This is a genomic window from Methylocystis sp., assembly GCF_050251305.1.
GTDB lineage: Bacteria > Pseudomonadota > Alphaproteobacteria > Rhizobiales > Beijerinckiaceae > Methylocystis.
Window position 1 is genome coordinate 15,367 of sequence record NZ_JBFWNB010000005.1, and the last position, 21,950, is coordinate 37,316.

General features: G+C 65.3%; 30 protein-coding genes. 2 read left to right on the forward strand and 28 right to left on the reverse strand.

The genetic code is table 11. The annotated features are described in order from the left end of the window. Positions 1-7 precede the first annotated feature (7 nt). The 27 genes from AB7F41_RS02890 to AB7F41_RS03020 all read right to left on the reverse strand — a co-directional run bounded on the left by AB7F41_RS02890 (position 8) and on the right by AB7F41_RS03020 (position 19,900). Positions 8-250 carry a PepSY domain-containing protein gene (locus AB7F41_RS02890; protein ID WP_428384810.1) on the reverse strand — a complete coding sequence of 81 codons (243 nt, stop codon included), beginning with the start codon at positions 248-250 and terminating at the stop codon, positions 8-10. 205 nt (positions 251-455) lie between these two features. Next, positions 456-671 carry a hypothetical protein gene (locus tag AB7F41_RS02895; protein WP_428384812.1) on the reverse strand — a complete coding sequence of 72 codons (216 nt, stop codon included), beginning with the start codon at positions 669-671 and terminating at the stop codon, positions 456-458. Next, on the reverse strand, positions 637-858 hold the full coding sequence (locus tag AB7F41_RS02900; RefSeq protein WP_428384814.1) for a hypothetical protein: 222 nt from the start codon (positions 856-858) through the stop codon (positions 637-639). Before AB7F41_RS02900 ends, AB7F41_RS02895 begins: the two co-directional genes overlap by 35 nt. Before the next feature lie 2 nt (positions 859-860). Then, positions 861-1,037 carry a hypothetical protein gene (locus AB7F41_RS02905; RefSeq protein WP_428384816.1) on the reverse strand — a complete coding sequence of 59 codons (177 nt, stop codon included), beginning with the start codon at positions 1,035-1,037 and terminating at the stop codon, positions 861-863. Positions 1,038-1,081: 44 nt separating this feature from the next. After that, a complete protein-coding gene (locus tag AB7F41_RS02910; protein WP_428384818.1) occupies positions 1,082-1,693 on the reverse strand; it encodes an N-acetylmuramoyl-L-alanine amidase in 612 nt (203 codons plus the stop codon). Positions 1,694-1,853: 160 nt separating this feature from the next. After that, entirely contained in the window at positions 1,854-3,449 is a 1,596-nt protein-coding gene (locus tag AB7F41_RS02915; protein ID WP_428384820.1) for a DUF2793 domain-containing protein, read from the reverse strand. 8 nt (positions 3,450-3,457) lie between these two features. Next, entirely contained in the window at positions 3,458-7,336 is a 3,879-nt protein-coding gene (locus AB7F41_RS02920; protein ID WP_428384822.1) for a baseplate multidomain protein megatron, read from the reverse strand. 147 nt (positions 7,337-7,483) lie between these two features. Continuing rightward, a complete protein-coding gene (locus AB7F41_RS02925; RefSeq protein WP_428384823.1) occupies positions 7,484-7,915 on the reverse strand; it encodes an NlpC/P60 family protein in 432 nt (143 codons plus the stop codon). Beyond that, the gene (locus AB7F41_RS02930) at positions 7,912-8,802 is read right to left on the reverse strand and encodes a DUF2163 domain-containing protein (RefSeq protein ID WP_428384825.1); all 891 of its coding nucleotides are present in this window, start codon (positions 8,800-8,802) and stop codon (positions 7,912-7,914) included. The genes AB7F41_RS02925 and AB7F41_RS02930 overlap by 4 nt, the downstream gene beginning before the upstream one ends. Before the next feature lie 47 nt (positions 8,803-8,849). Next, on the reverse strand, positions 8,850-9,488 hold the full coding sequence (locus AB7F41_RS02935; RefSeq protein ID WP_428384827.1) for a phage distal tail protein, Rcc01695 family: 639 nt from the start codon (positions 9,486-9,488) through the stop codon (positions 8,850-8,852). Positions 9,489-9,503: 15 nt separating this feature from the next. Further along, positions 9,504-10,097, reverse strand: coding sequence for a phage tail tape measure protein (locus tag AB7F41_RS02940; protein ID WP_428384829.1), 594 nt, complete (start codon positions 10,095-10,097; stop codon positions 9,504-9,506). Next, positions 10,094-10,312 carry a rcc01693 family protein gene (locus tag AB7F41_RS02945; protein WP_428384830.1) on the reverse strand — a complete coding sequence of 73 codons (219 nt, stop codon included), beginning with the start codon at positions 10,310-10,312 and terminating at the stop codon, positions 10,094-10,096. Before AB7F41_RS02945 ends, AB7F41_RS02940 begins: the two co-directional genes overlap by 4 nt. 17 nt (positions 10,313-10,329) lie before the next feature. Then, positions 10,330-10,686, reverse strand: a complete 357-nt coding sequence (locus AB7F41_RS02950; protein ID WP_428384832.1) for a gene transfer agent family protein — start codon at positions 10,684-10,686, stop codon at positions 10,330-10,332. A 50-nt stretch (positions 10,687-10,736) separates the two neighbouring features. Then, complete coding sequence (locus AB7F41_RS02955; protein ID WP_428384833.1) at positions 10,737-11,144, reverse strand: phage major tail protein, TP901-1 family; 408 nt, start codon at positions 11,142-11,144, stop codon at positions 10,737-10,739. Positions 11,145-11,248: 104 nt separating this feature from the next. Beyond that, positions 11,249-11,656: a DUF3168 domain-containing protein gene (locus tag AB7F41_RS02960; RefSeq protein WP_428384835.1), complete on the reverse strand. Its 408-nt coding sequence runs from the start codon at positions 11,654-11,656 to the stop codon at positions 11,249-11,251. A gap of 10 nt (positions 11,657-11,666) precedes the next feature. Continuing rightward, positions 11,667-11,993 (reverse strand): phage head closure protein, encoded by a 327-nt coding sequence (locus AB7F41_RS02965; RefSeq protein WP_428384837.1) that lies wholly within the window; start codon positions 11,991-11,993, stop codon positions 11,667-11,669. Continuing rightward, the gene (locus AB7F41_RS02970; protein ID WP_428384851.1) at positions 11,990-12,172 is read right to left on the reverse strand and encodes a head-tail connector protein; all 183 of its coding nucleotides are present in this window, start codon (positions 12,170-12,172) and stop codon (positions 11,990-11,992) included. Before AB7F41_RS02970 ends, AB7F41_RS02965 begins: the two co-directional genes overlap by 4 nt. Continuing rightward, a complete protein-coding gene (locus AB7F41_RS02975) occupies positions 12,097-12,564 on the reverse strand; it encodes a head-tail connector protein (protein ID WP_428384839.1) in 468 nt (155 codons plus the stop codon). Before AB7F41_RS02975 ends, AB7F41_RS02970 begins: the two co-directional genes overlap by 76 nt. A gap of 68 nt (positions 12,565-12,632) precedes the next feature. Then, positions 12,633-13,859, reverse strand: a complete 1,227-nt coding sequence (locus tag AB7F41_RS02980; protein WP_428384841.1) for a phage major capsid protein — start codon at positions 13,857-13,859, stop codon at positions 12,633-12,635. Between the two features lie 133 nt (positions 13,860-13,992). After that, positions 13,993-14,592, reverse strand: coding sequence for an HK97 family phage prohead protease (locus AB7F41_RS02985; protein ID WP_428384843.1), 600 nt, complete (start codon positions 14,590-14,592; stop codon positions 13,993-13,995). Beyond that, complete coding sequence (locus AB7F41_RS02990; RefSeq protein WP_428384845.1) at positions 14,592-14,768, reverse strand: histidine kinase; 177 nt, start codon at positions 14,766-14,768, stop codon at positions 14,592-14,594. The genes AB7F41_RS02985 and AB7F41_RS02990 overlap by 1 nt, the downstream gene beginning before the upstream one ends. Beyond that, the gene (locus AB7F41_RS02995) at positions 14,765-14,953 is read right to left on the reverse strand and encodes a hypothetical protein (RefSeq protein WP_428384847.1); all 189 of its coding nucleotides are present in this window, start codon (positions 14,951-14,953) and stop codon (positions 14,765-14,767) included. The genes AB7F41_RS02990 and AB7F41_RS02995 overlap by 4 nt, the downstream gene beginning before the upstream one ends. Positions 14,954-15,174: 221 nt before the next feature. Beyond that, on the reverse strand, positions 15,175-15,582 hold the full coding sequence (locus AB7F41_RS03000) for a hypothetical protein (RefSeq protein ID WP_428384848.1): 408 nt from the start codon (positions 15,580-15,582) through the stop codon (positions 15,175-15,177). Positions 15,583-15,613: 31 nt separating this feature from the next. After that, positions 15,614-15,925, reverse strand: a complete 312-nt coding sequence (locus AB7F41_RS03005) for a hypothetical protein (RefSeq protein ID WP_428384849.1) — start codon at positions 15,923-15,925, stop codon at positions 15,614-15,616. Next, a complete protein-coding gene (locus AB7F41_RS03010) occupies positions 15,925-18,000 on the reverse strand; it encodes a phage portal protein (protein WP_428406437.1) in 2,076 nt (691 codons plus the stop codon). The genes AB7F41_RS03005 and AB7F41_RS03010 overlap by 1 nt, the downstream gene beginning before the upstream one ends. A gap of 84 nt (positions 18,001-18,084) precedes the next feature. Then, on the reverse strand, positions 18,085-19,416 hold the full coding sequence (locus AB7F41_RS03015; protein WP_428406438.1) for a DNA-packaging protein: 1,332 nt from the start codon (positions 19,414-19,416) through the stop codon (positions 18,085-18,087). Then, positions 19,370-19,900 carry a hypothetical protein gene (locus AB7F41_RS03020; protein ID WP_428382332.1) on the reverse strand — a complete coding sequence of 177 codons (531 nt, stop codon included), beginning with the start codon at positions 19,898-19,900 and terminating at the stop codon, positions 19,370-19,372. The genes AB7F41_RS03015 and AB7F41_RS03020 overlap by 47 nt, the downstream gene beginning before the upstream one ends. A gap of 184 nt (positions 19,901-20,084) precedes the next feature. Between AB7F41_RS03020 and AB7F41_RS03025 the strand changes: the two genes are divergently transcribed. Together AB7F41_RS03025 and AB7F41_RS03030 are read left to right on the forward strand one after the other, a co-directional pair. Beyond that, positions 20,085-20,378, forward strand: a complete 294-nt coding sequence (locus tag AB7F41_RS03025) for a GIY-YIG nuclease family protein (RefSeq protein ID WP_428382344.1) — start codon at positions 20,085-20,087, stop codon at positions 20,376-20,378. 495 nt (positions 20,379-20,873) lie between these two features. Beyond that, positions 20,874-21,344 carry a hypothetical protein gene (locus AB7F41_RS03030; RefSeq protein ID WP_428382331.1) on the forward strand — a complete coding sequence of 157 codons (471 nt, stop codon included), beginning with the start codon at positions 20,874-20,876 and terminating at the stop codon, positions 21,342-21,344. On the opposite strand, the gene AB7F41_RS03035 is transcribed toward AB7F41_RS03030, so the two are convergent. Continuing rightward, complete coding sequence (locus AB7F41_RS03035) at positions 21,341-21,841, reverse strand: YcgN family cysteine cluster protein (RefSeq protein WP_428382329.1); 501 nt, start codon at positions 21,839-21,841, stop codon at positions 21,341-21,343. The two genes, AB7F41_RS03030 and AB7F41_RS03035, sit on opposite strands and share 4 nt — an antisense overlap. Positions 21,842-21,950: the final 109 nt, after the last annotated feature.

A 21,950-nucleotide genomic window follows, 5' to 3' on the forward strand; every position in this document is an offset into this window, starting at 1 on the left:
GTTCGATTCACTTGCTGATCGCGCCGGCGCCTATGGAACTGGAATGAGGTCGGCCGCTGAACGCATCGACAAGCAGTTTGATGATATGCCCATCCTTGCGCAGCAAGCTGATCTCATAGATAAGTCCTTCGCCCAATTGGCAAAGCCGCGCGCCGAGCGGCTCGCCCTGCAGGCGCAGGGCGGCCTCCCGCATGCACTGGAATGGGTCGGCGAGCTTGCTCGCTTCCATTTTGGCGCGCGCCTGCGCCATGGTGAAGCATTGCAGGCGCATCTGAACGGCTTCCTCGGCGCGGGCGGCGTTCGGACGCGCAGCGACGGCCGTCGCCGCGAGGGCGGCGACAGTAAACGCCCGTCTCCGAGAACGTCCAGCGGCCCGCATGCGCCTCTCCCAAGCGCATACTCGGCCGAAAGCCATGAATGCGCAATGAATAGTATAGTCAATCGGGCCGCGCGTTTCAGCTTCCCGAGGCGCGGCAGGCGTCACGCATTTTCTTGTAATCGACAATCATGGCGGCGAGAGGCGCGTTTTTGGGCAAAGCCCGCATTTGCTTCGCCGCAATCTTCTGCTCTTCGAGCGAATAGGCGACGAGCGGCGGACAGCCTCCACCCGTCGAGTGGCATGCGGCGAGCGCGAGGCTAAAAGCGCCCGTGATCGAGATCTTGCGCAACATCTTCGACGCTCCTGCGCTCAACCATGATTTTGGCTTGTCGCTTCGCGGCGCTCAGGTCGGCTTCGGCGCGGCGCGCCTTCTCGCGATCGGCGCCGCCGGCGACGAGACGCGCGAGGACCGCGCGTCCCAGCGCATAGAGAACGACGCCGACGGCTGCGACGAGACCGAGCGCGATCAGCTTCGTCATCGTCAGGCCGTTCCAGGCGGGGTCGACGTGATGCTGCGCATGATCGCCATGAGCGCCGCCGAACCGAGGGCGACGGCGCCGGCCTTCGGATCATTGAGGAAGGCGATCCAATCGGTTGAGGCGAGCGCGCCGAAAAGCGCAACGAGCCCCGCAGCGATGTATGTGCGATAGCCTTGCATGTTCGAATTTCCTTTCATAATGCCGGAAAGCCGCCGGCGCGGGTTCACTTGCGGCCAAGGACTCGCGAGACAAACGCGTCCATGGCGAAGGCGGGGCCGGGATCGCGTTTGCGCGTCGGCGCAATGTCGTCGTGGCCGGCGATGTCGCTGATGCCGTATGTCTCGCAAAGCGCCTTCGCGATATCGATGGCGGCCGCGATTTGAACGGCGGGATAGATCATCCAGGGCTTCTCTCGGCCCTTGTCGAGTTTGTGCGCGAGCATCGCCGCCTGGCTTGCCGGCACGCTTCGTCCGTATGCGTCGGCGAATTTGCCGTTGGCGAGTTTCGTCAGCGGTCCGGCGTTGGCGAGCTCGACGCCGATCGAAAAGCCGTTACAGTTTGCGCGCCGCCTCCAGACGCTCTTGCCTGCGTGCCATGCGACTCGATTGAAAGGCGCGAGCTGCGTCACCGCGCCGTCGAGATCGATGACGAGATGCGCCGACGCCTTCGCATGCGGATTGCACAGCCAGGAAATCGCGCTCTTCGCCGATTGCGATGCGGTGTAGTGCATGATCAACAACGACGGCTTCAACGCGCCGCCGATGTTCGGCGTTTGCTTTTGAGCGACGGGCTTGCCGTCGCGATGCAGGACATGATTCTTCACGGCGAAGGCCATGAGCCGACTCCTTCGGTTTCGTCGATGGGTTGGGTGGATGCGGCTGAATGCGCCCGGCGCCTGCGCGGGTTGCGCGAGGCGCGTTCGCAGACAGTGGCCTGAGAGCGGAAAGCGCCCTCAGCTCATCAGGCTTCAGGCGTTTTGGCGCGACGCGGACAGATCAGAAGAATTCGAAGATGACGGCGTAGCCGTCTCCGCCGGCGCCGCCTGCGCCGGAGTTGGCGCCGTTCTGGACGGCGCCTCCGCCTCCGCCGGCGCCGCCTGCAAGACCGCCGGCGCCGCCTGCGCCCGGCGCGGTCAGGCTGGACGCGCCGCCGCCGCCGCCGCCGCCGCCCTGTTCGAGCGGTCCGGCGCCGGCGACCCATGCGCCGCCCGCGCCGCCGTTGACGGGGCCGCCGGTTACGCCCGTCGCGCCGGCTATGGCCGATCCAGCCACGTAGACAATGCCGCCGGCGCCGCCGTTCGCTGTGGCGTTGGCCGCGGTGAGTCCGCCGCCGGCGCCGCCGCCGGTTGGTCCGCTGTAGAGGCATGTTCCGCCAGCCGCCGCCGTCGCGCCGGCGGCGTTGCATCCGCCGCCGCCGCTGCCGCCGAAGAATTGCGAGCCGGCGCCGCCCGCGGCGCCCGAACCGCCCGAGCCAATGCCGAAAGAGCCGACGCCGCCCGCGCCGCCCGCGCCCGAGACGCCCGACGAGGCGTGGCTGCCGGCGCCGCCGCCGCCCGAGGCGCCGCCGATCTGGCCGCCGGCGCCGCCGCCGCCGCCGCCAGCATGGAGCAGCGTTCCGAATGTCGTGGCGCCGCCGGGAGCGCCGGCGCTTCCATTCGTGGAATTTGTCGTCTGCGGCGCGCCGCCCGATCCGCCAGCGCCGATCGTCACGGATTTCGAGGCGCCGATCTGCGCCGCGGTGAATCGTCCGCGCGCCAGCCCGCCGCCGCCGCCGCCCGCGCCGCCCGACGCAGCGGCGCCTGGCGCGGTTCTGGCGCCTGAGCCGCCGCCGCCGCCGCCGCCAAACAGCAGCACTTCAGCAAAGCGCAGTCCTGGCGTCGGCGTGTAGGTTGCGCTCGCCGCGAAGAGGCGGACCTTCGTCGGCCCGCCGCTCGGGAAGGCGACCTCGCCGCTCGCGCTGTCGACCACGATCGACTCTTTCCACGCCGCGCCGTCCGGCGAAACTTTGACATGGAAATGATCGTCGCCGGTCAGTCCGGTTTCGGCGCGCGCCGAATAGTTGGACTGATAAAGCTGCGAGACGGTTCGATCGGCGCTCTCCTTATTGAGCGCAAAGCGCAGATCGCCGGAGCCGCCTTCGCCGAGGCCCTTCGCCGTGAACAGCGTCGCATTGAGTTTCGCGAGAAGCGGATTGGCGCCGTCGGCGGTCGCGCCGATCCCGAGCAAAGAGAGATTTTGCAGCTGTCGGAACGACAGGCCGCAGTCGATCCATCCTGCGCCGTCATAGAGCAGCAGCAGCGATTCCGCTTCGACATAGGCGCGCCAGCCGGCCTGCGGCGCGAGAAAGCTCCAGCCGCCGGCAAGAAACGTCGCGATCCAATCGTCTCGATCCGCGAATGCGTCCGTCGCGCCGGCGCCGACCAGCACGCGGTCGCCTTCCATTGGCGTCTCCGGCGGCGACGTCACATTGCGCGCCGCGACCGAAAGCTGCGTCAGCGCGTCGATCAGCGCCAGAGCTTCATTATGCGTGACGTGCTTCTGCGCTTGCGCAGCGTCGATGAAGGGCAGCGCAAGATGCGTCGTTTGCGTCATCTTTTTTCCTATCGGATCGGCAGCGTCATCGTCAGCGGAAAGCCGCGTCCGACCGTCGCGCTCATTTGATAGATCGACAGCGTCAGCGCGCTCTGCGGCGCGCCAAAATCGGCGAGTTCTTCATCCGCGGGATAAAGCAGCGATGGCGAGTCGCCCGTGAGCGTGCGCGTTTCGCTCGCCGGCAGCGCGATTTCGGCTTCATAGGATTCATTGGTTTCGCCGAGCGGAATGTCGAACGCTTCCCAGGCGTCGGCGTCGAGGCGCCCGCGCCGCACGAAGTCGATGACGACGCCCGCCGGCGTGCGGCGCGCGCGCGCCCTGGTTGGCGCATAGGGGCGCAACGCCTTGTTCGTGGCCGCGACCGTCGGCTGAACGAAGATCGGCTCCGCATAATCGCGATCCGCAGGGCCGATGCGGTAGGCGATCGGCGCGCCGATCTCGGCGACCTTGCGCGCAAGCGGCGTGATCGCGTCATTGAGCAGCACGACCGTCGAGCCGGCGGGCGCATCGCGCTTGGCGAGATGTTCTTCGCCGCCGAGGCCGCGAATGAGTCGCGACAGCCGATAGGTCCTGTCGCCGATCAGCTCGGCTTGCGCGAAAGCGAAGATCTCCCAGGCGTCGTCGACGCGGATCGCCATCGCCGAACGGCCGCCGAGCGCGGCGAGATCGCCGACCGACGAGAGCTGTCCGGCGCCAATTCTGACGGTGACAGCGTTTCCATTGTCGAAGCGTCCGACCGGACCGTCGCTCAGAATTTCGAGCGTCTCGCCGATCGTCGCGCGCTTGTCGATAATCGCGATCTGCTCGAAGCCGCCTTGGAACGTCATCTTCCAGATCGCAAGCGGCCCTGGCCAGGGATCGGCGAAGGCCGCGACATAAGAAAGCGCCTCTTCGTCGCGCGCGATCGCGAGGTCGAGGATTTCCACCCGCGCCGGGCCGACCATCTTCGGCGATGCGACATTGGCGCGACCAAGCAGCGGCGCCGCAGCGTCATAGACGGAAGCGTCCGCCGCCCGGGCGGTGACCTGCCGCGCGGCGCCGTCCGTCATGCGCTGAATTTGGAACAGCCGATCGGCCCCGGCCGCGCCGATCCGTACCAGATCGCCGGGCTGCAGAGCGATGAGTCCGGGCCGCAGCGCGAATTCCGCGGTTTCGCGTCCGACCCACAGATCCTGCAGCCAAATTTCCGCGAGCGCTTGCGCATTGGCGCGATGCGTCATCGCCGCCGCCTGCGCTTCGCTTTGGCGCGACGAGCGGCCTTCAAGCCGCCGCGACGTCACGCGCGCCATCTGGAAATCATTTTCGGAATCGGAGAAGGAGAGGGCGATTTCCTGCGGCAGCTCGCTTTCCTGCGCCCGCGTCAGCGTCGCCAGCGATGCGGATTTGCCGGCGACCAGATCGTCTTCGTCGATGTCGCGCACGGGTTTCCCGCGCCGATCGACGAAGCGCAACGCGCCCGCGCCGGCGACGACGTCAAAGCAAAAGAGCGCGGCGAGCGGATCGATCGCCTCGCGCGGCGACATCGGCCGCTCCAGCACATAGCCGTCGAGAAAGCCGGCGACGTTGGGCCGCTGCGCAAGGAGTTCTGGCGCGAAAACCGCGCCGGCGAGCGCCGGGAGCAGACGGTCGAGCGGCGCGCCTTCGAGGCGGCCGTTCAGCCAATGGCCGGTCTCCCAATTGGCGGCGTCGCTCCAAGCGTCCGCCTGCGTCGGAAAGGCGGGAAAGGGGCGCGCGTCCCAGCACCAGATGTGAAGCCGCGCCGGATCGACCATCGGCCCGCCGTAGAGCGCCGACGTCGGATTGCGCGCGGCGCCGTCGGGAGACGTCGGATCGAAATGCGCGATCATCGCCTCGATGAATCGCGCCTGCATGAGATCGTCGCGGCCGTTGCGCGAGAAATAAGGCAGCCCGCCCTCGCTCGAGCGCGGGTCTGGAAAGACGTTCGGCGCATTGGCGCCGCGATCGACCGCCGGGCATCCCGTTTCGACAATCCAGATCGGCTTGGACTGCGGAACCCATGCCGTAGGCTCGGCCAGTTCGACGCCGCCGACGCGCTCGTAATGCGGTTGCGACCACCATGAACGAATGTCTTTCTGGCGGAAGATCCAGGGCTTGCCGAGTCCGTCGCTGATCGGCGCGCGATCCTGCGCCTGTCGCGCCGCCCCGTCGGCGTAATGCCAGTCGTAAGCCTCGCCCGAGGCGACGCGAGATGTGAGATAGGCGAGATCATAGATGCTCGCCGCGTCCTGCGCGTCGAGATGCGAGTCGCCGTCGCGCCAGTCGGAGAGCGGCCAATAGACGTCGACGCCGATGAAATCGACGGCGCTCGACGCCCAGAGCGGATCGAGCGGAAAACGCGCTTCGCCGGCCGCAGGCGCATGCGCGCCATATTCCGTCCAGTCGGCGGCGTAGGAGACTTTTGTCTGCGCGCCGAGGATCGCCTTTGCGTCCGCCGCGAGACTCGTCAGCGCCGTGACCGCGGGATAGTCGCCCGGGCCCGAACGCACGCGCGTCAAGCCGATCAGCTCGGAGCCGACGAGGAAAGCGTCGACGCCGCCCGCCCCGTCGCAAAGATTGGCGTAATGCAGAATGAAATCGCGATATCGCGCAAAGAAGGCGTCGACCTGCGTCCCCGCCGTCGCGGTCGCGTCGGGCGAGTCCGGCTGGCCCGGCGCAGGGTCGCAGGTGATGCGGCCGCGCCAGGGAAACGCCGGTTGTCCAACCTCTCCGGCGTAAGGATTGGGCAAGGCGTTTTCCGGCGGCACGTCCATCATCACGAAAGGATAGAAGGTCACTGCGAGGCCGCGCGCCTTGAGGTCGGCGATCGCGGCGACGACCGACGCGTCGCTCGGCGTGCCGCCATAGGCCGAACGTCCGTCGATTTGCGACACGAGCCGCGCGGTCGAACGCGTCAGCCCCGCGACCGACCAGTCGGGCGGCCAGAAACCGCCGACAATGAAATTGAACTGTCCGATCGTCTTGAACGTCGCGTCGACGCGCGGCGCGATCGTGCAATGTTGGGCGCGAAGATCGTCGCCGAACCAGGCGACGACCAGCGCGACGCTCTCGAGATTGGGGCAGAGCGCTTGCAGCGCGTCGATCGACGCGGCCCAATCAGTCGCGGCGGTCAGCTGATGGCGATTTTCCGCAGCGGTGGCGCCCGGCGAATAGAAATTGAGCTTGAGGGCGGGGTGGTAGCCCGCCTCCGTGGCGCCGGGAATGAGATCGACGGCGCGGATCATCGCGCCAAGGCCTTCGACAGGTTTGACGACTTCGAAGGTGAATTGCGGAATGCGATTGCCGAAGGGCGCGAGCGCCAGATCCTCGAAAACGATATAGGCGAGGCCGCGATAGGCGGGCGCGTTTTCAGCTCCTTCCTTGGCGACGATCAGCGGATCGGGCTCCTGATCTTCCGTTCCCGGGTAAATGCGAATCGGCAGCGTCGTCATGTCGAGCTCGGCGCCGTCGGCCCAGATGCGCCGCACGAACGCGACAGGCCCTTCGCCGAGGCCGATCGCGAAATTCGCCGAATAGGAATAGGTGAAGCGAATGGTCTGGACGCCGCCGCCGCCGCCTTTGCCCTGGCTTTGGCTCTGCTCGAAGGAAACATTGACGCGTTCGATGAAACGCGTCGACCAGATCATCTGGCCGCCGATGCGCGCGCGACCGTAGATGCGCGGCACGCCGGCGCCTTCCGTCGAGGTGATCCCATCCATGGATTTCAGCCGCGGGCCGATCGAATAGCGCGGCGATGCGTGCGGCTGCAGCGCGGCGTCGACATAGGAGCCGCCGAACCCGCCGAGCGCCCGGCCGATCGAGGAGCCGACGGGCCCGCCGATGGCGCCTCCGGCCACGGAGCCGATCGTCTGCAATACGAGCGTCGCCATGAAGGCCTCTTATCGAGTCTTGCGATGTCATTCCCGAAGCGCGCCCGACACGCGCTTTGCACGCGATCGGGAATTCGGAACGCGTTTGAATGGCGCGCGTCGCGACTCTGGATTTCCGAGCTGCCGGGACCGACAAACCGGAAGCCTTCAATCCGCGACGCCGGGAAAAGCGAAGGCGGCGACGATCCGTTTGCGCCAATGCGCGCCGATCGCGACCTCGGCGACGCACGCGCCGGCATGCGCGTGAATCATATGCGTCGGCGATGTCGCGACGCCGATGTGCTTCGCCGGCAGATGCTCCCGAAAGCGGAACAGAAGAACATCGCCTTCACGAAAATCGCGCGAAGCGATCGAGCGGAAATGCCGATGCGCGGCGTCCAGCAAGGTTTCTGCGCCCAACGCCTCCGCCCAGTCGGGCGTATACGCCGGCGCCGCTTCCGGCTCTTCGCCGATCATCTCGCGCCAGACGCCGCGCACGAGTCCGAGACAGTCGCAGCCGACATAAATGAGCGAGGCCTGATGCGCATAAGGCGTTCCGACCCAGCGGCGCGCCGCCGCGACAATGTCGGCGCGGGTCAACGAAAAAAGCTCCCGCCGTCCATCGCCGGCGCGAGCGTGCTTGGATAGGCGATGACTCGATCATTGCCCGGCATATGGGGGAAGCCGCGGAAGTTGACGATATTGGCGAATTTCAAACGACAGCTTGTCGGCGACTTGTCGCATCCCGCCGTCACCAGAACGGCGTCGCCGGCGAGGACCGCGCCGCCCGGCGGCGTCCAGAGCGTGACGCGCGCGCGAAGATCATCCTGCAGATGCGATTTGAGCGTGCAGCGGGCGCCTTCATTTGCGCCGCTCGCGAATGTCAGCGCGCCGCCTGCGAAGAATCCGCCGTCGAAGCTTTCCGAAAGATCGACGTCCAGAACGCCTCCAGCAAAGGCGACGACGACGCCAGTCGCGTGAAAGCCGGGCGTCATGAGGTCGAAGCCGCAGCGGGCGTCGCCGAGATCGGCCGAGCAGCTGCGTTGAAAGGCGCGGCCCTGCTGCTGATCGAAGAGATGCGCGCTGGAGCGCAGCTCCGCGGAGAAGGCTGTCTCGCCGCGACGGACTTCGCCGATCGTGGCGACATCCAGCAAGACCCGGTCAGCGACCTCGCTCCAATCGACGAGCCATGTTTCGACCGACGCCCCGTCGTAAAGGCCGTTCAGCAGATCGACCTCGGTCAGGCTTTCGTCGCTCAGCGCGCCGGCGGCGTCGCCTGCGCCCGGCGCGAAGCCGACGCTCGATTCGACTTGCGAAGCGGAGAGACCCGTATTGGCGCGAAAGGTCACGCCATTGAAGGTCAGATCGCGATCATGATCGGTGAAGCCCATCACCGCGGCGTCATGGCGTGAGATTCGCCAGCAATGGCAGAAGGTCGTGGCGCGGTGATCGAGCTTCGCCTGCATGGAAGGAGAGAGCGACAGCATGAAGGGCCTTCCTGACGGACATGTTCGCCGATGTCGTGGCGCGCCGGCTATGGGACGATTTCGATGATCGGAATATTGGGGATCGAGCCGGCCTCGAACGCCTGCATGTCGATCTCGAGATAATCGGAATCGAAGCGCGCCGGCACGTCGAACAGAAATCCCGCGGCGACGACGGCGCCTTCCGAGGGAATGGCGCCGGGCGCAAAGGTTACGACTCCGGTCGTGACGTCGACGCTCACATCCGGCGCAGATTTCTCGACGCCGTCGATTGCGACGCGCACCGTTCCGGCGACAGGCTTTGCGATGTCGCGCGTATAGGGCGCAAACGCGCCGCCGTAAGTCTTGACGAGATGAAATGCGGCCCGTGCGCCGTCGCCAGCGCCGAGCGTTTGGTCCGTCGGGCCTGGCGTCGCGCCGGCGGCGCAGGAGGCAAAGTCCGCGCGATCTCGCCAGCGAAAGCCATAGAGCCGGCCGCGTCGCTCCTCGAAAAATGCGATGATCTGCGAAAGCTGCGCGAGGCTCTTGACGCCATAGCCCGCCTCATAGCGGCGACGCGAATGCGCCCAGCGGGCGTTGCGCGACTCGCGATTGGAGCCAAGCGCCACGATCTCGGTGCGCCGCTCCGGACCGCCGCGCCCTCCTAACGAGACGTCGAGCGGGAAGCGAACCTCGTGAAAATCGCTCATGCCGACTTGACCCCATTAAAGATTGCGCTGGCCGCGCGCCACGGCCCGCGCCAGCGCGCTGGTAATCTGCGCTTCGGAGCGACGGAAACTCTCGATGTCCTGGGCGGCGATATTGACGGTGACCGCAACCGGACGTGCGCCGGACCCTTGCGCGACGACGCCGAGTCGGCCGTCCGCGCCGCGCGCCAGCGGCATGATCGCTTCAGCGCCGCGCTCGCCCATCAGCCCCATCGCGCCGCCATTAGCGAAAAAGGTCGGACTGGCGACCACGCCGCCTTCGGCGAAGGGCGCAACCGTTCCGGCGCCGCCGAAGCCGCTGGAGAACATGCCGCTCAATCCGCTGACCAGCCCTTCCGCGAGCGCCTTGGTTCCCGCGCGCAGAGCCATCCGCGCGAGCGACTGCGCGATCGTCGAGAGCACGTCGTTGAAGCTCCGGCCGCTTGCGGCCGCGGAGCCAAAGCCCAGTTGAAGCGTTTTCGTGACATTGCCGGCGGAGACGTTGATCTGATCGAGCAGCAGTTTCGTCGCCTGCAGATCGGCGGCGGCGAAAGGCTCATTCGCGCCGGCCGCATTGAACGGGTCCGGAAATGGGTTGAAACGCGTCGTCATGTCGATCCTGTCGAGTCAGGGAAGCGGCGCATGAGTTCCTCAAGCGCGGCGCGCGGCGGCGCGCCCGGCGCGACGCCATAGACGCCCTCCACGGCGCGAAAGAGTTCGCGCGGCGTCATCGACCAGAAGTCGCGTGACGACAGCCGCAGGACGCCGAGCCCGAAGGCCATGGCGCGCGCAAAGGGAAAGGGCGCGCGAGGAGAGGCGTCGCGCACCGTTTCAGTCGTTTGCGTCAGGCGTCCTGCGGCGTCGGAGGGTTTGCCGGCGCGCCTTGCTCCGGCGGATCGCCGAAGGTCGCGGCGAGGAGGTTCGCCGCGATGCGCACATAGTCCGCAAGCCCCCCCGAAACTTTCATTCTCGCGACCTCTTCGTCGCTGATGTCGTGCCCTGCGCCGCGCAATCCGCAACCGATGATGCGCAGAATGTCGCGCGCGGCGAGCCGTCGTTCCTCGAAGCGACCGGCGAGCGCGACAAGGTCGCTGGCGCCGAAGCCGCTTTCGAGTTCGGCAAGGGCGCCGAGCGTCAGGCAAAGCCGAAATGTCTTGCCGTCGAGCGTCGCGTCGATTTCGCCGCGTTTTGCGTTGGCCATGAGATCCTCAATGGGGAGACATCAGTCCATCCGGATGCGCCGGCAGGACATCAAAGCGCCTCGAAGGCGAGCGCGCCCGCCGATTCGAGCGAAAGGTCGAAGGTGACCTCCGCGGCATATTCTCCGCGATAGTCGAGATTGGCGATCTGAAACAGGCCGGAGAGGACGCCGAAATCCGGAATGACGATCTGCCATTCGCGCAACAGACCGTCGAAAAACGTCTGCGGCAACAGCGCGTCGGACGATTGATCCTTGAACACGCCTGTTCCGGAAACGCTTGCGCGTTTCAGACCGGCGCCGTCGAGCAGTTCGCGCCAGCGGCCGCTCGACTCGGCGTCGGTCACATCGACCGTGTCGGCGTTGAGCGCCAGGCGTCGCGTGCGCAATCCGGCGACCGTAACGAAGCTTGCGCCGTCATGGATTTTCAAGAGCAGATCCTTGCCTTTTTGGGCGGCCATCGGTGGGCTCCGTTCGAAAGCATTTTCTGATAAAGGGAATGCCGGATCGGCGCAGAAAATGCGTAAACCGGAAGACTGTGGAACATGCTCAGAACGAGAATGTTCTAGAGATATTCGGTTGTGGCGCGAAAGCGCAGATTGACGCGCGCGATGCGCCCGTTCTGATCCCGCCGCGTCTCCATGGAGAGGAAGCGCAGGTCGATCAGCCTGTGATCCTGCAGAGCGAGCGGCGCTTCATCGAGGAGATCGGCGACGCGCTGCGCGAGTTCGAGCGCCTCGGACAATCCCCGCATCGTCGACGTGACGCCGATGGCGAACAATTGCTCGGCGCCGCGCGAGAGATCGGCGGACCAGTCGCGCAGCTGCGCTTCGGCGAAGAGCGCATAGGGCGGGTCGGCTCCGCGCGGCGCTTCGTCGTAAAGCTTCTCGCCAAGCGCGGCGGCGAAGCCGGCGTCTGCGAGCAGATGGACGCGGATCGCTTTGCGCAGCGCGACGACAGGTGAAGCGCTCATGGCGAGTCCTTCAAGAAATCTCTTCGCACTGGCAGATCAAGAAGCGTCGCCGCTCATCGGGATCGAACGCCGATTGAATGCGCAGCTCGCGGCCGCGATGGACGAAACGCATGTCCTTGGCAACGTCGCTGCGCCAGCGGATCGTCACGATATGGGTCGTGGCCTGTTCCGCGCGCTGTTCGACGAAATCCTCGCGCGCGCCCGACGGCGCGATGCGCGCCCAAAGGCTCGCGACCGGCGTGAAGCTGCGCGCATATCCGCCGGCGTCGTCGGGCGTATCGATCGGCGCCTCCAAAGTCACGCGATAGCGCAATGCGGCGATGCGCAGCAGGCTCACCGCAAACGCTCCCGGCGAAATGGCGCAGCGAGCTGCGCGACGGCCTTCGGCACGGCGTCTTCGGCGTCATCGCCGCGATGGTCGCGCCAATGGGCGACGAGGGTCAGTATCGCCTGATGCAGCGGTTGCGGAACGTCGCTCGCGAGCGGGCCAAAGCCGACGTCGAAATCGATTTCAATGCCGTCCGTGGCGCGTCCCGGCGCCGGCGGCGCCGATGTGAAGCTGATGCGGCCGCCCTCGATCGAGGACGGCGCGCGATAGGCGGCGCGGCGAGCGTCTGCGCCACATCGTCGGCGTCGAACACGCGCGCCGCCGTCACGGCCTGAAAAGGCGCGAAGGGGATGTAAAGCGTCGCATGCGCCGCCACCGAGGACGGCCAGCCGTCGAAAATCAGACGCCAGCTCTGCGTGATGAAGAAGCGCCGCGTATAGGCCTCGAGCGTCATGCGCGCGGCGACGATCAGCGCCTGGATCAGCTGATCTTCTTCGGCGCCGTCTTCGCGCAGCCATGACTTGGCGTCGGCGAGCGAGACGGGCTCGATCGCCGGCGCGCCGAAGAGCATCGGTCGCATTGCGCATCCTGTTTTTGTGAGAATTGAAAGGCCGCGATCGCATCATCGCGGCCGACGTCGCAGGGCGTTTACGACGCCGCGAATTTCAACAGCTTGATCGCTTCGAAATTCTGCACGCCGCCGCCGACGCGCTTCGTCGTATAGAAGAGCACATAGGGCTTGGCGGAATAGGGATCGCGCAACACGCGAATGCCGACGCGATCGACCACGACATAGCCGCGCTCGAAATCGCCGAAGGCGATGGAGAACGAGTCGGCGGCGGGGTCGGGCATATCCTCCGCCTCGACGACGGGGAAATTCATCAGCGCGGCGGCGCCGTCGGCGGTTGCCGGCGGCGCCCAGATATAATCGCCCGTCGTCGTCTTGAACTGCCGCACGAGCGATTGCGCGCGCCGGCCCATCACGAATTTGCCGTTCTGGCGGAAGCCGGCGCGCAGCGCATAGACGAGATTGACGAGCGCGTCGGACGGATTCGAAGCGGCGAAGGCGCCGGCCGCGCCTGTCGGCACATAGCCGACATTGCCCCAGCTCCAGCTCGCGTCGTCAATCGTCGCATAGGAAAGAAAGCCCTTCGGCTTGTTGACGCCGTCGCCATTGACGAAAGCCGCGCCCTCCTGTTCGGCGAAGGCGGTCTGCACTTCTTCGGCGATCCATTGTTCGATGTCGACGACGGAGTCGTCGAGCAGCGCCTGAGTCGCCGCCGGCATGGCGTAGAGCTCCATCGCCGGGAAGGTCATGTCGGCGAGCTGCTGATTATTGGTCTGCGGACGCGGGTCGGCTTCCGCGACCCATCCGGCCGCGGGTCCCGTCGTCGAAAAGGCGCGGCGCAGCGAGGCGCCGGAGATTTCGCGCACGCTGGAGATGGCGCGGATCGGCGAGAATTTCGCGAGCCTGCGCAATACTTCGCGTTCGGTCGGCAGCGGCACGAGATAGCCGCCGTCGGGACCGGAGCCGCGCGACAGCGCCTTGGCTTCGAGCGCCTTCAGGCCGCTGGCTTCGCCCGAGCGCATGTAGTGATTAAAGGCGCTCTTGTGCTCGCGGCCGCTCACGTCGTCGACGAGCTTGCCGCCGATGCGCGGCCGCGACATTTCGAGCGCCAGGCGATCGAGCCGGCTTTTGGTGTCGTCGAGCGCCTGGTCGATGCGCGAGAGCTTTTCTTCGGTCACGACATCGACGCCGAGACGGCTTTCGAGCTGCGTCAGGCGTTCGTCGTTCGTCTCCTTGAAGGCACTGAAGGCGCGATTGAGATCGGCGAGAATGTCGTCGCCGGCGGATTTCGTTTCAAGTGCTGACATGGGGAAGCGCCTCGTGCTGATGCGGGCGACAAAAAAGCCGCGCGGCTCGCGCCGGCGGCTGCGTCCGCGTTTGGGAAGACCGTCTTGAAATGTATTTGCGCCCGACGGCGGGAGCGCGGATCAATGCGAGCGTTCAGGAAGTTTCGGACATGCGCCACAGCGCATGGGCGAATTCAAGCGCGGCGCGTTGCGCTCTCAGACGCGAGAGCTTCGCGCCAAGCGCCTCGATGCTCGGCGCGGCGCCGCAATTTTGTTTCACCGCCCCAATGCGCGCCTGCGACAGCATCGGAAAAGTGACGACGGAGATCTCCCAAAGGTCGATCTCATGCAGGCGGCGCACGCCGCTCGACTTTTCCGTCGTGGCGCGCAGCGTGCGAAAGCCGATCGAGAGTCCGTCAATCGCGCCCTTGCGCATCAGTGATAGCGCTTCGCGCGCGCGCGCCACGGAGAGATCGAGCCGGCCTTCGACGTTCAGTCCATGCGAATCTTCGACGATCGAGACCCACGTCCCGATCGGCTCCGCCGCCTGATGCTGCCACAGCATTTTGACGCCCGCGGCGCCGCGTTTGATCAGCGAACGCGCGAAGGCGCCGGCCATCACCATGTCGCCCCCGGAGTCGACGACGCCGAACAGGCTGGCGTAGCCGGAGAACACTCCGGCCTCGTTCGTCCGCAGCAGCGGCAGTTCGACGCGCTTCACTTCCGGCGCGTCCTTTAAGCGCAGCGCCGCCATCAGCTCTTCTCCGCCTGGGCGTTGATCGGCGCATGGCTTGCCGCGCGCGCGTCGGCGCGCAGTTGCGCCAGCAATTCGACAAAGGTCTTGAAGACGGCGGAAGGGTCCTCGCGCAGGCGCGTATGGCGCGCGCGCGGACGCCTGACGAGAGACGGCAGCCAGTTTTTCCCACTCATGGATCGCTCCTGCAGCGTCGGTTGAAGCGCGCGAGTTCGCGCACGAAGGCGTCGAGGCGTCGGGTCGCGTCGCCGAGTTCGCGCATGGCGAGATAGGCTTGCGCGGTCGCCGCGCAGGCCCAGAGAAACAGCGCGAGATGCGCGAGATCGCCGCGGTCCAAGATGGCGTTCAGAATGTCGGACATGGGCGGTCGGCTTTGGGCTGGCGACGTGTTTGGGCGTCATTCCCGACGCGCGAACGGGAATCCAGGACGGCAATCAGGAGTCTCGTTTTCTGCTCTGGTTCCCACTCGCTTCGTTATCGAGAAGCGACGGGCGCCGCCGCCGGGAAGACCCAGGAGCAGCGGCGGCACGCCGAAGGCGAGCGCAATCTCGCGCGCGACGCTCGCTTAGGCGCGGGCGTCGCCTATGATGTCGCCGCGAGCTCCTCGCGCATGAGCGTGATCACCTCCTCGAAAGCAGGGGTGAAAATCTCCTTGCGCTCGCGCATCCAGGTCACCCCAGGGTCGAGTTGGTCGCGCTGAAAATCAGCGTAATAGGCCTCAATCGCACGCAACAATTCTATCCGCTCCTCGCGCGGATAGTCGCTGAATTTGAAGAAGTCCATGTCGGCTCCATCGGGTTCAGGGTACTTATCCGGCCAGTAGTCATGCTGAAACTCGGTAGAAATTGGCGCCAGCTCTCTCGCGACGAGAGGCGCTACTCGGCGATCGAGATAAAGCTCATAAGCGCCCCCCAAGACCGCTTCGAACTGGCCCCGAGAAATCGGCAACCAGTTCTTCTGGATTGCATTGAACGTGACGAGCGATGACATAATTCACCTCAGCCCACCATCGTGGGCGCCTTCAGGAAGGTGGAATGAGTTCGTAGTCTAGGTCGAACACCAATACCTTGTCCCGGCCGAAGACCTCGTAAATGATGCGAGGGATTTCCGGAATATACTCCGATCCGCCCTCCTTGTTCCACTGAATGAGGAAAGTGCTATGGGCGATGAGGCCGTGCTCGGCTGCACGCGCTCCGTCGTGCTTCTGAGCCGCACCGACGCCCGAAATCCAAAAGTGCTTTAGAACGTCATGATAACGTTCGTCAGCCTCTCCGATTTTTCGACGAGTTTCTTCAGGGGAGTAAGCGCTCGAACATATTACAAAAATTGACATCACAATCCCCCCTTTAGGTAAATCAGTTTACCATTGCGATCGATAACCCAGAGCCGGTGTAAGCCGTCTATCGGATGCCTTCCAAATTGCGCTTCCACTTCCGCGGTCGAAATGGAACTGTCGCTCAGGTTGAAAATTATGTTTGGCGCCTGCTTCTCACTAACCTTTATGGCTACAGAATCCCATATGTTCCTCGCGTTTCCAGTCCTCGGGGCGTAATTGTCAAACACCTCGCCGTCGATCCGATAATCGGGTCGTTTCGGTCCAGGAACGTTCGGCTTTTGCTCCACGTTGTGGCCATTTAGCCAGAGGATGTGGGCTGACTTATTTTCCTGTTCGGCGCCGCGCCTCGTTTCAGGATCGTCTTGTCTTCGCACGAGCGCGCGCGGCCCAGTCAGATCGCCTCTCGGTGCGCTGTCCCGCTGGTCAGGCAACGCGAGGTCTCCATAGAGCTCTCGCAAGTGTTCCGAATAGCGCGCATTCGCCTGTCGCGTTGCGCTTTCGTTGCGGGCGATGCGCGCTTCAATGTTGTTTGGATCGATGAGCGCAGGTTCGGGTTTCCAGCTTGGATCGATTTCGCGCACGCGGGTCTCGGCTTCTCTCGCCAGGCGCGCCGTATCTTCCAGTCGATCGAGTTGCGAGGGAGTCGCTTCGCCGGGTCCGCTGAAGCGTCCGCCTCTGCCGCGGCCGCCACGCGCCTGGGCCAACGTGATGGACCCATCCACGTCGCTCGCCACTCTCGGATCTGTGTTCTGCGCAGTCTGGACGCGGCCCCCCACATCTCGCACGCTGCCAGACCCGCCGCCGCCGCTTGTCCATCGACCGCCATCGGAATTTCCCGCCGGCACGCGCGGCTGATCCGCGCTATAGCGGCGCTCCAGCGCGACATCGCGTTTGGCGAAGAGCACTTCTTTCGGCCCCGGTCCATAGCCCAGCGCTTCGCGCTGTTCGTCGCGCGTGAGGAACGCCGCCTTGCCGACGCGCTCCCATTCGCTTGCGCGTTCGCTCGCCAGCGCCTCGAGACGATCGGCGTTATAGTCGAGACGAAAGGTTCCGAAGCCCGGTTGCAGCCAGGCCTGGAAGCTCTTCTGCACGCGCGCGACGAGCGGCAGTACGGTCTGGCGCCAGAAGGCGCGATTGGCTTCAGTGTAATTGCTGAAGGTGTTGTCGCCCGGAAGACCCAAGAGCAGCGGCGGCACGCCGAAGGCGAGCGCGATCTCGCGCGCGGCGCCCGCCTTCGACTCGGTGAAGTCCATGTCCTTTGGCGAAAGCGACAGCGCCTTCCAGTCGAGCCCGCCTTCGAGCAGCAGCGGCCGGCCGGCGTTGGTCGCGCCGGAGAAATTTTCCTCCAGCTCTTCTTTCAAGCGCGAGAATTGCGCGTCGGTGAGATGCGCGCCTTCAGGCCCCGCATAGACGAGCGCGCCCGAAGGCCGCGCGGAATTGTCCAAGAGCGCCTTGTTCCAGAAGCTCGCGGCGTTATGCGTGTCGAGCGCCACCTGCGCGGCGGCGAGCGGCGGAAAGCCGTAATAATCGTCGAGCGGGTTGAAGAATTTGATGTGCAGGATCGGCTCGATCCCTTCGCCGCGCATTTCGTAGCGCGCTTCCTGTCCGAGCGCGCGATAGATGAAGGCGGCGGGCCAGCCGTTGCGCCCCGCCTCGATGCTCATGCGGTCGGGCCGCAGCGCGTAAAGCTCGCGCAGCTCGTCGTCGATCAAAACGGATTCGACATAGGCGTTTCCGTAAAGCAGCAGATTGGCGCAGATCGTCTCGATGAAGGAGGCGCTGGTGTCGAACGGATTAGGCCGCTCGATAAGAGAGATCAGCGGATGGTCGATCGCCTCCTCGCGGCCCTCATAGACGAGCCAGGGAACGGATGCGGCGGCTTCCGCCACCATGCGCACGCAGCGATGGCAGACGGCGTTGCGCTCATAACCTTCGCGCGTCAGCGTCGTCGAATTGCGCGCGCTCCAATGCGGCTGTCCGAGCGCATGCATGGCGAGGAGCTTCGCCGCGCGCGAATATTTGGTTTCGCGCGCGGGCGCCGCGCCGATGAGGCGCGAGAGCAGAGAGAGCATGAAAGATCCTTTGAAAGGAAAGCGTCTGGCCCGCGCAAAGAGTTTCGCGCTAACTCTCTCCCCAAGGGAGAGCGAATTCCGCGTTCACACCCGCCGCATGCGCGGCTCCGGCGCTTTCGGCGTCAGCGCCAGCGCGGTGATCGCCCAGACCAGCGCGTCGAGCCGGTCGGGGCTGCGGCCGGATGAAAGTCCGTCGGCGCCGAAGTCGCACATCTCGTCTTCGAGCGCCGGAAAGGCGCCGACAGGTTTGACGCGTCCCTGTTCATAAAGCTGCGCAGCCGGCGCGGCGCGCAAATATTTGCCGCGCGTCGCCCGCGTCATCGTCACCGGCACGGAAGTATCGGCTTCGTTCAATACGGCGCGCACCATTTCGCCGCCCTGATTGACTTCCGCGACAAGCGCGTCGGCCGAGAGCTTGTGATAGAGCGCGATCGCCGCGCGCGCCCATTGCGCCGGCCGCGCCGCTGACAAAGTTGCGTCGGCGAGAACGTAAAGCGTCCCGCTCTCTTCAATCCCCGCGGCGACGAGGCCGCAATTGTCGGCGCGTTTGCCGGAGCTCGCCGGCGGATCGACCGCGACGACGATGCGCTTCAAGGGCGGCGCCTCTTGGACGCGGGCGCGCTCCAGCATGTCGCGCGTCCACAGCGCGTCCTTGCGCTCGTCAAGGATTTCGCCATCGAGCTCCTGGCGGCCCAATCGCGTGCCGGCATATTGCGCGACGACGCTTTCGAGAAAGGACGGCGCAAGATTGGCGGCGTTCTCACGCGTCAGCGCGCGCGTCACGACGCTCGTCGGATTGGCGATAAGCTCCTTTAAGAGTGGCAGCGGCCGTGGCGTCGTCGTCACGAGCTGACGCGGCCAGTCGCCGAGACGCAGGCCGAATTGCAGCATGTCCCATGTCTCCCTGGCGTAGCGCCATTTTGCGAGTTCGTCGCACCAGGCGGCGTGAAATTGAGGGCCTCTCAGGCTCTCCGGATCTTCCGCCGAGAAGGCCTGCGCCACGGCGCCGGAATCCCAAACAAGTCGTCTCCGCGTCGTCTCCCAGCGCGGCCGCTCGCGTCTTCCGCGCACGGCGAGAAGCCCGGAGACGCCTTCGACCATCACCTCGCGAACGTCGGCGGCCGTTTCGCCGACGAGCGCGATGCGGCCGAGCGGGCGCATCGAAAATTGCGCGCGGCCAAGCGCCAGCGCCTTCACCCATTCGGCGCCGGCGCGCGTCTTGCCTGCGCCGCGTCCGCCGAGAATGAGCCAGCTGCGCCACGGCGCGCCATTGGCCGCCAATGACGGCGGCCATTGATCGCGCCGCGCGACGAATTCCCAATCGTCGAGAAGCCGTTGGAGTTCTCGCGCGCTCAAACCGTCGAGCGCGTCATTCAGCCGGCCCTGCGCCGCGCAGCCGCTCAAGCCGTCGAGCAAGCTCCGCGCGGAGTTCGGCCAATTCGCGCGGCGGCTCGTCGCCGTCTCGCTCGCTCGCGGCGTGGTCGCTGTCATCGTCTGCGTCGTTCTCGTGAGCCTCGTTCTCGCGCCGCATGCGCTTCAATTCGCCGAGCGTCTTGACGAGGCTTGCGAGGGTGCGGGCGCTCGCCTCGATGGTCTTTGGCGCATGTTTGGCGAGCGCCGCTTCGGCGCGGGCGAATTCCTGTTCGACCGCGTCTTCGAGCCGCGCGATGAGCCGGTTCGCGTCGCGCGGCTTCTTCGCGGCGGCGTTCGCCGCTTTCTTGCGCGGCGCGCAGGCGGAAGCGCGCAGCGGCCAGCCGTGCGCCTCGCGAAAGCGTCGGAACTGCCCGACGCTCATGCCGAGCAGTTCGAGAATTTCGCCGATCGGCGCCACGCCCGAGTCATAGAGAAGTTTTGCCTGCGCGATCTTTTCGTCGCACGGCGGGACGGATTTGGCCGCCATCAGCGGTCTCCGAAAATTTGTTTGTAACGTCGAAGTTGTGTTTGCTCAGGCGATTAGCGTGTCATTCTAGACAGGCCGAAGGCCTGATCGGGAATCCAGAGTCGCAACAACCATGTCTGATCTTGCCCCTGGATTCCCGATCGCGCTTCGCGCGTCGGGAATGACAGCCGTGGAAGCATCGAAGATGGAGAAGACCTATTTTGTCTATATTCTCGCGAGTGCGCGAAACGGCACGCTCTATATCGGCGTGACCAATGATCTGGCCCGGCGCATTCACGAGCATAAGACGAAACGAGTCCGCGGTTTTTCATCACGATACAACGTCCACGTGCTCGTCTGGTATGAAACCTATGGCGATGTGAACGAAGCCATCGCGCGAGAAAAGCAGCTCAAGAAGTGGGAGCGCCGCTGTAAGCTCGAATTGATCGAGAAGCTCAATCCCACATGGAAAGACCTCTATTTTGATCTGAATAACTAGGCATCAGGTCTGTCATTCCCGACAGGCCGAAGGCCTGATCGGGAATCCAGAGTGGCTGGAAGGTCTTTGATGTCGCCGCTGGATTCCCGATCGCGCTGCGCGCGTCGGGCATGACAGCGCTGCGGCGCTTTCAATATTGGACGGGCCAAAAAAGATCCCCTCGGCCGCAAGACGCGAATGCGTCTCAAGGCGCGAGGGGATCTAGGCGGGCGCGGGGAACGGGAGGAGAGGACGCCGCGCCGTGGGAACCGGGGGTGCGCCGCTCAAGCGCAATTTTGGAGCATGGCGGTTTTCTATAGGACCACCGTCCCGCTGTCAAGGAATATATTCAGGAACGCCAAGTTTTTTGCCGAAACTTTTGCCGATTTTTTTGGATGCGCCCGCGCCTGTTGGGGCGGGCCGCCATCGGCCTGTGCGATAGGGCACGGATGACGACGCGCGAGCGGGATTGAATGCGCCGGGCTCTTTCCTTGCCTTTTGCGCATCGGAGTCGTCGTGGGCGCAGACCTGAATTTCGCAATCCGTCGGCGCGCGGTCGAACCCGTGCGACGCGCAAGGATCGAATTCCTGAGGCGCGCGCAGCGTCTGATTCCGCTGGACTGTCTCGGCTGCCTGGCGATCTTCGCAACCCTGTTGGGAGGCTTGGGTTACATGGCCTATCTGCCGGGGACGGCGGACCAAAGCGACTGCCGGGAATATGCAGCGACTGTCGAGGCCATGGACCAAAGCCGCGCCAATGTCTTGACGCTCTCCGAGCGACCCGGGGCCAGCCGCTGCGGCGCCTATCGCTCCCATGTCGGCGCGCTGGCCAAAGCCCGCTCGGCAGGCCTGAGGTGTCGAGGAATGTTGATGCGCCAGAGCCCGTTCGGCGCTGCGCGCCAGGACTCAGCGCCGGAAATGCTGCTGTTTGAGGAGAATTTCTATCGGCGCCTCATTGCTGAGAAGTGCCCTCCGGCGTTCCCCTAGTATCGCGCCTTCTTCGGCCAGCGCTTCGGCCAGAGACGGATGTAGTCCGGCAGATCCTCGGTCTCGACGTCGTCCTCGCCCGCTTCGATCCGCCCCTGCGCCGACACGCCGGCGCGATGGACGCTTTCCGGATCGCCGGAGATCAGCGGATGCCAGGGCGGCAGCGGCTTGCCCTGAAAGCGCAGGACATAGGCGCAGGTCGGCGGCAGCCAGCGAATATCCTTGAGTTTCTCAAGCGTTAGCCGCACGCAGTCGGGCACGTAGCGGCGCCGGCGCGGATAATCGCCGCAGCGGCAGCTCTCCTGATCCAGCAATTTGCAGGCGACGCTCGTGTGGTAGATCGCGCCGGTGTCGTCGTCCTCGAGCTTCACAAGGCAGCAGCGTCCGCAGCCGTCGCAAAGCTTTTCCCACTCGGCGCGGGTCAGCTCCGCGAGCGGCTTGGCCCAGAACGGCGTCTCGGTTTGCGCGGCCGCGCCCGCGCGCTGCGAAAGCGCCACACCCGGATTTTCGCGCGACGCGTGCGCTGCTTTCGCGGAACTGATCGCATTGTCCGCATTTGGGCGATTCCGCTCAGATGCGGCGCGATCGGAAGCTTTTTCGCCTTTT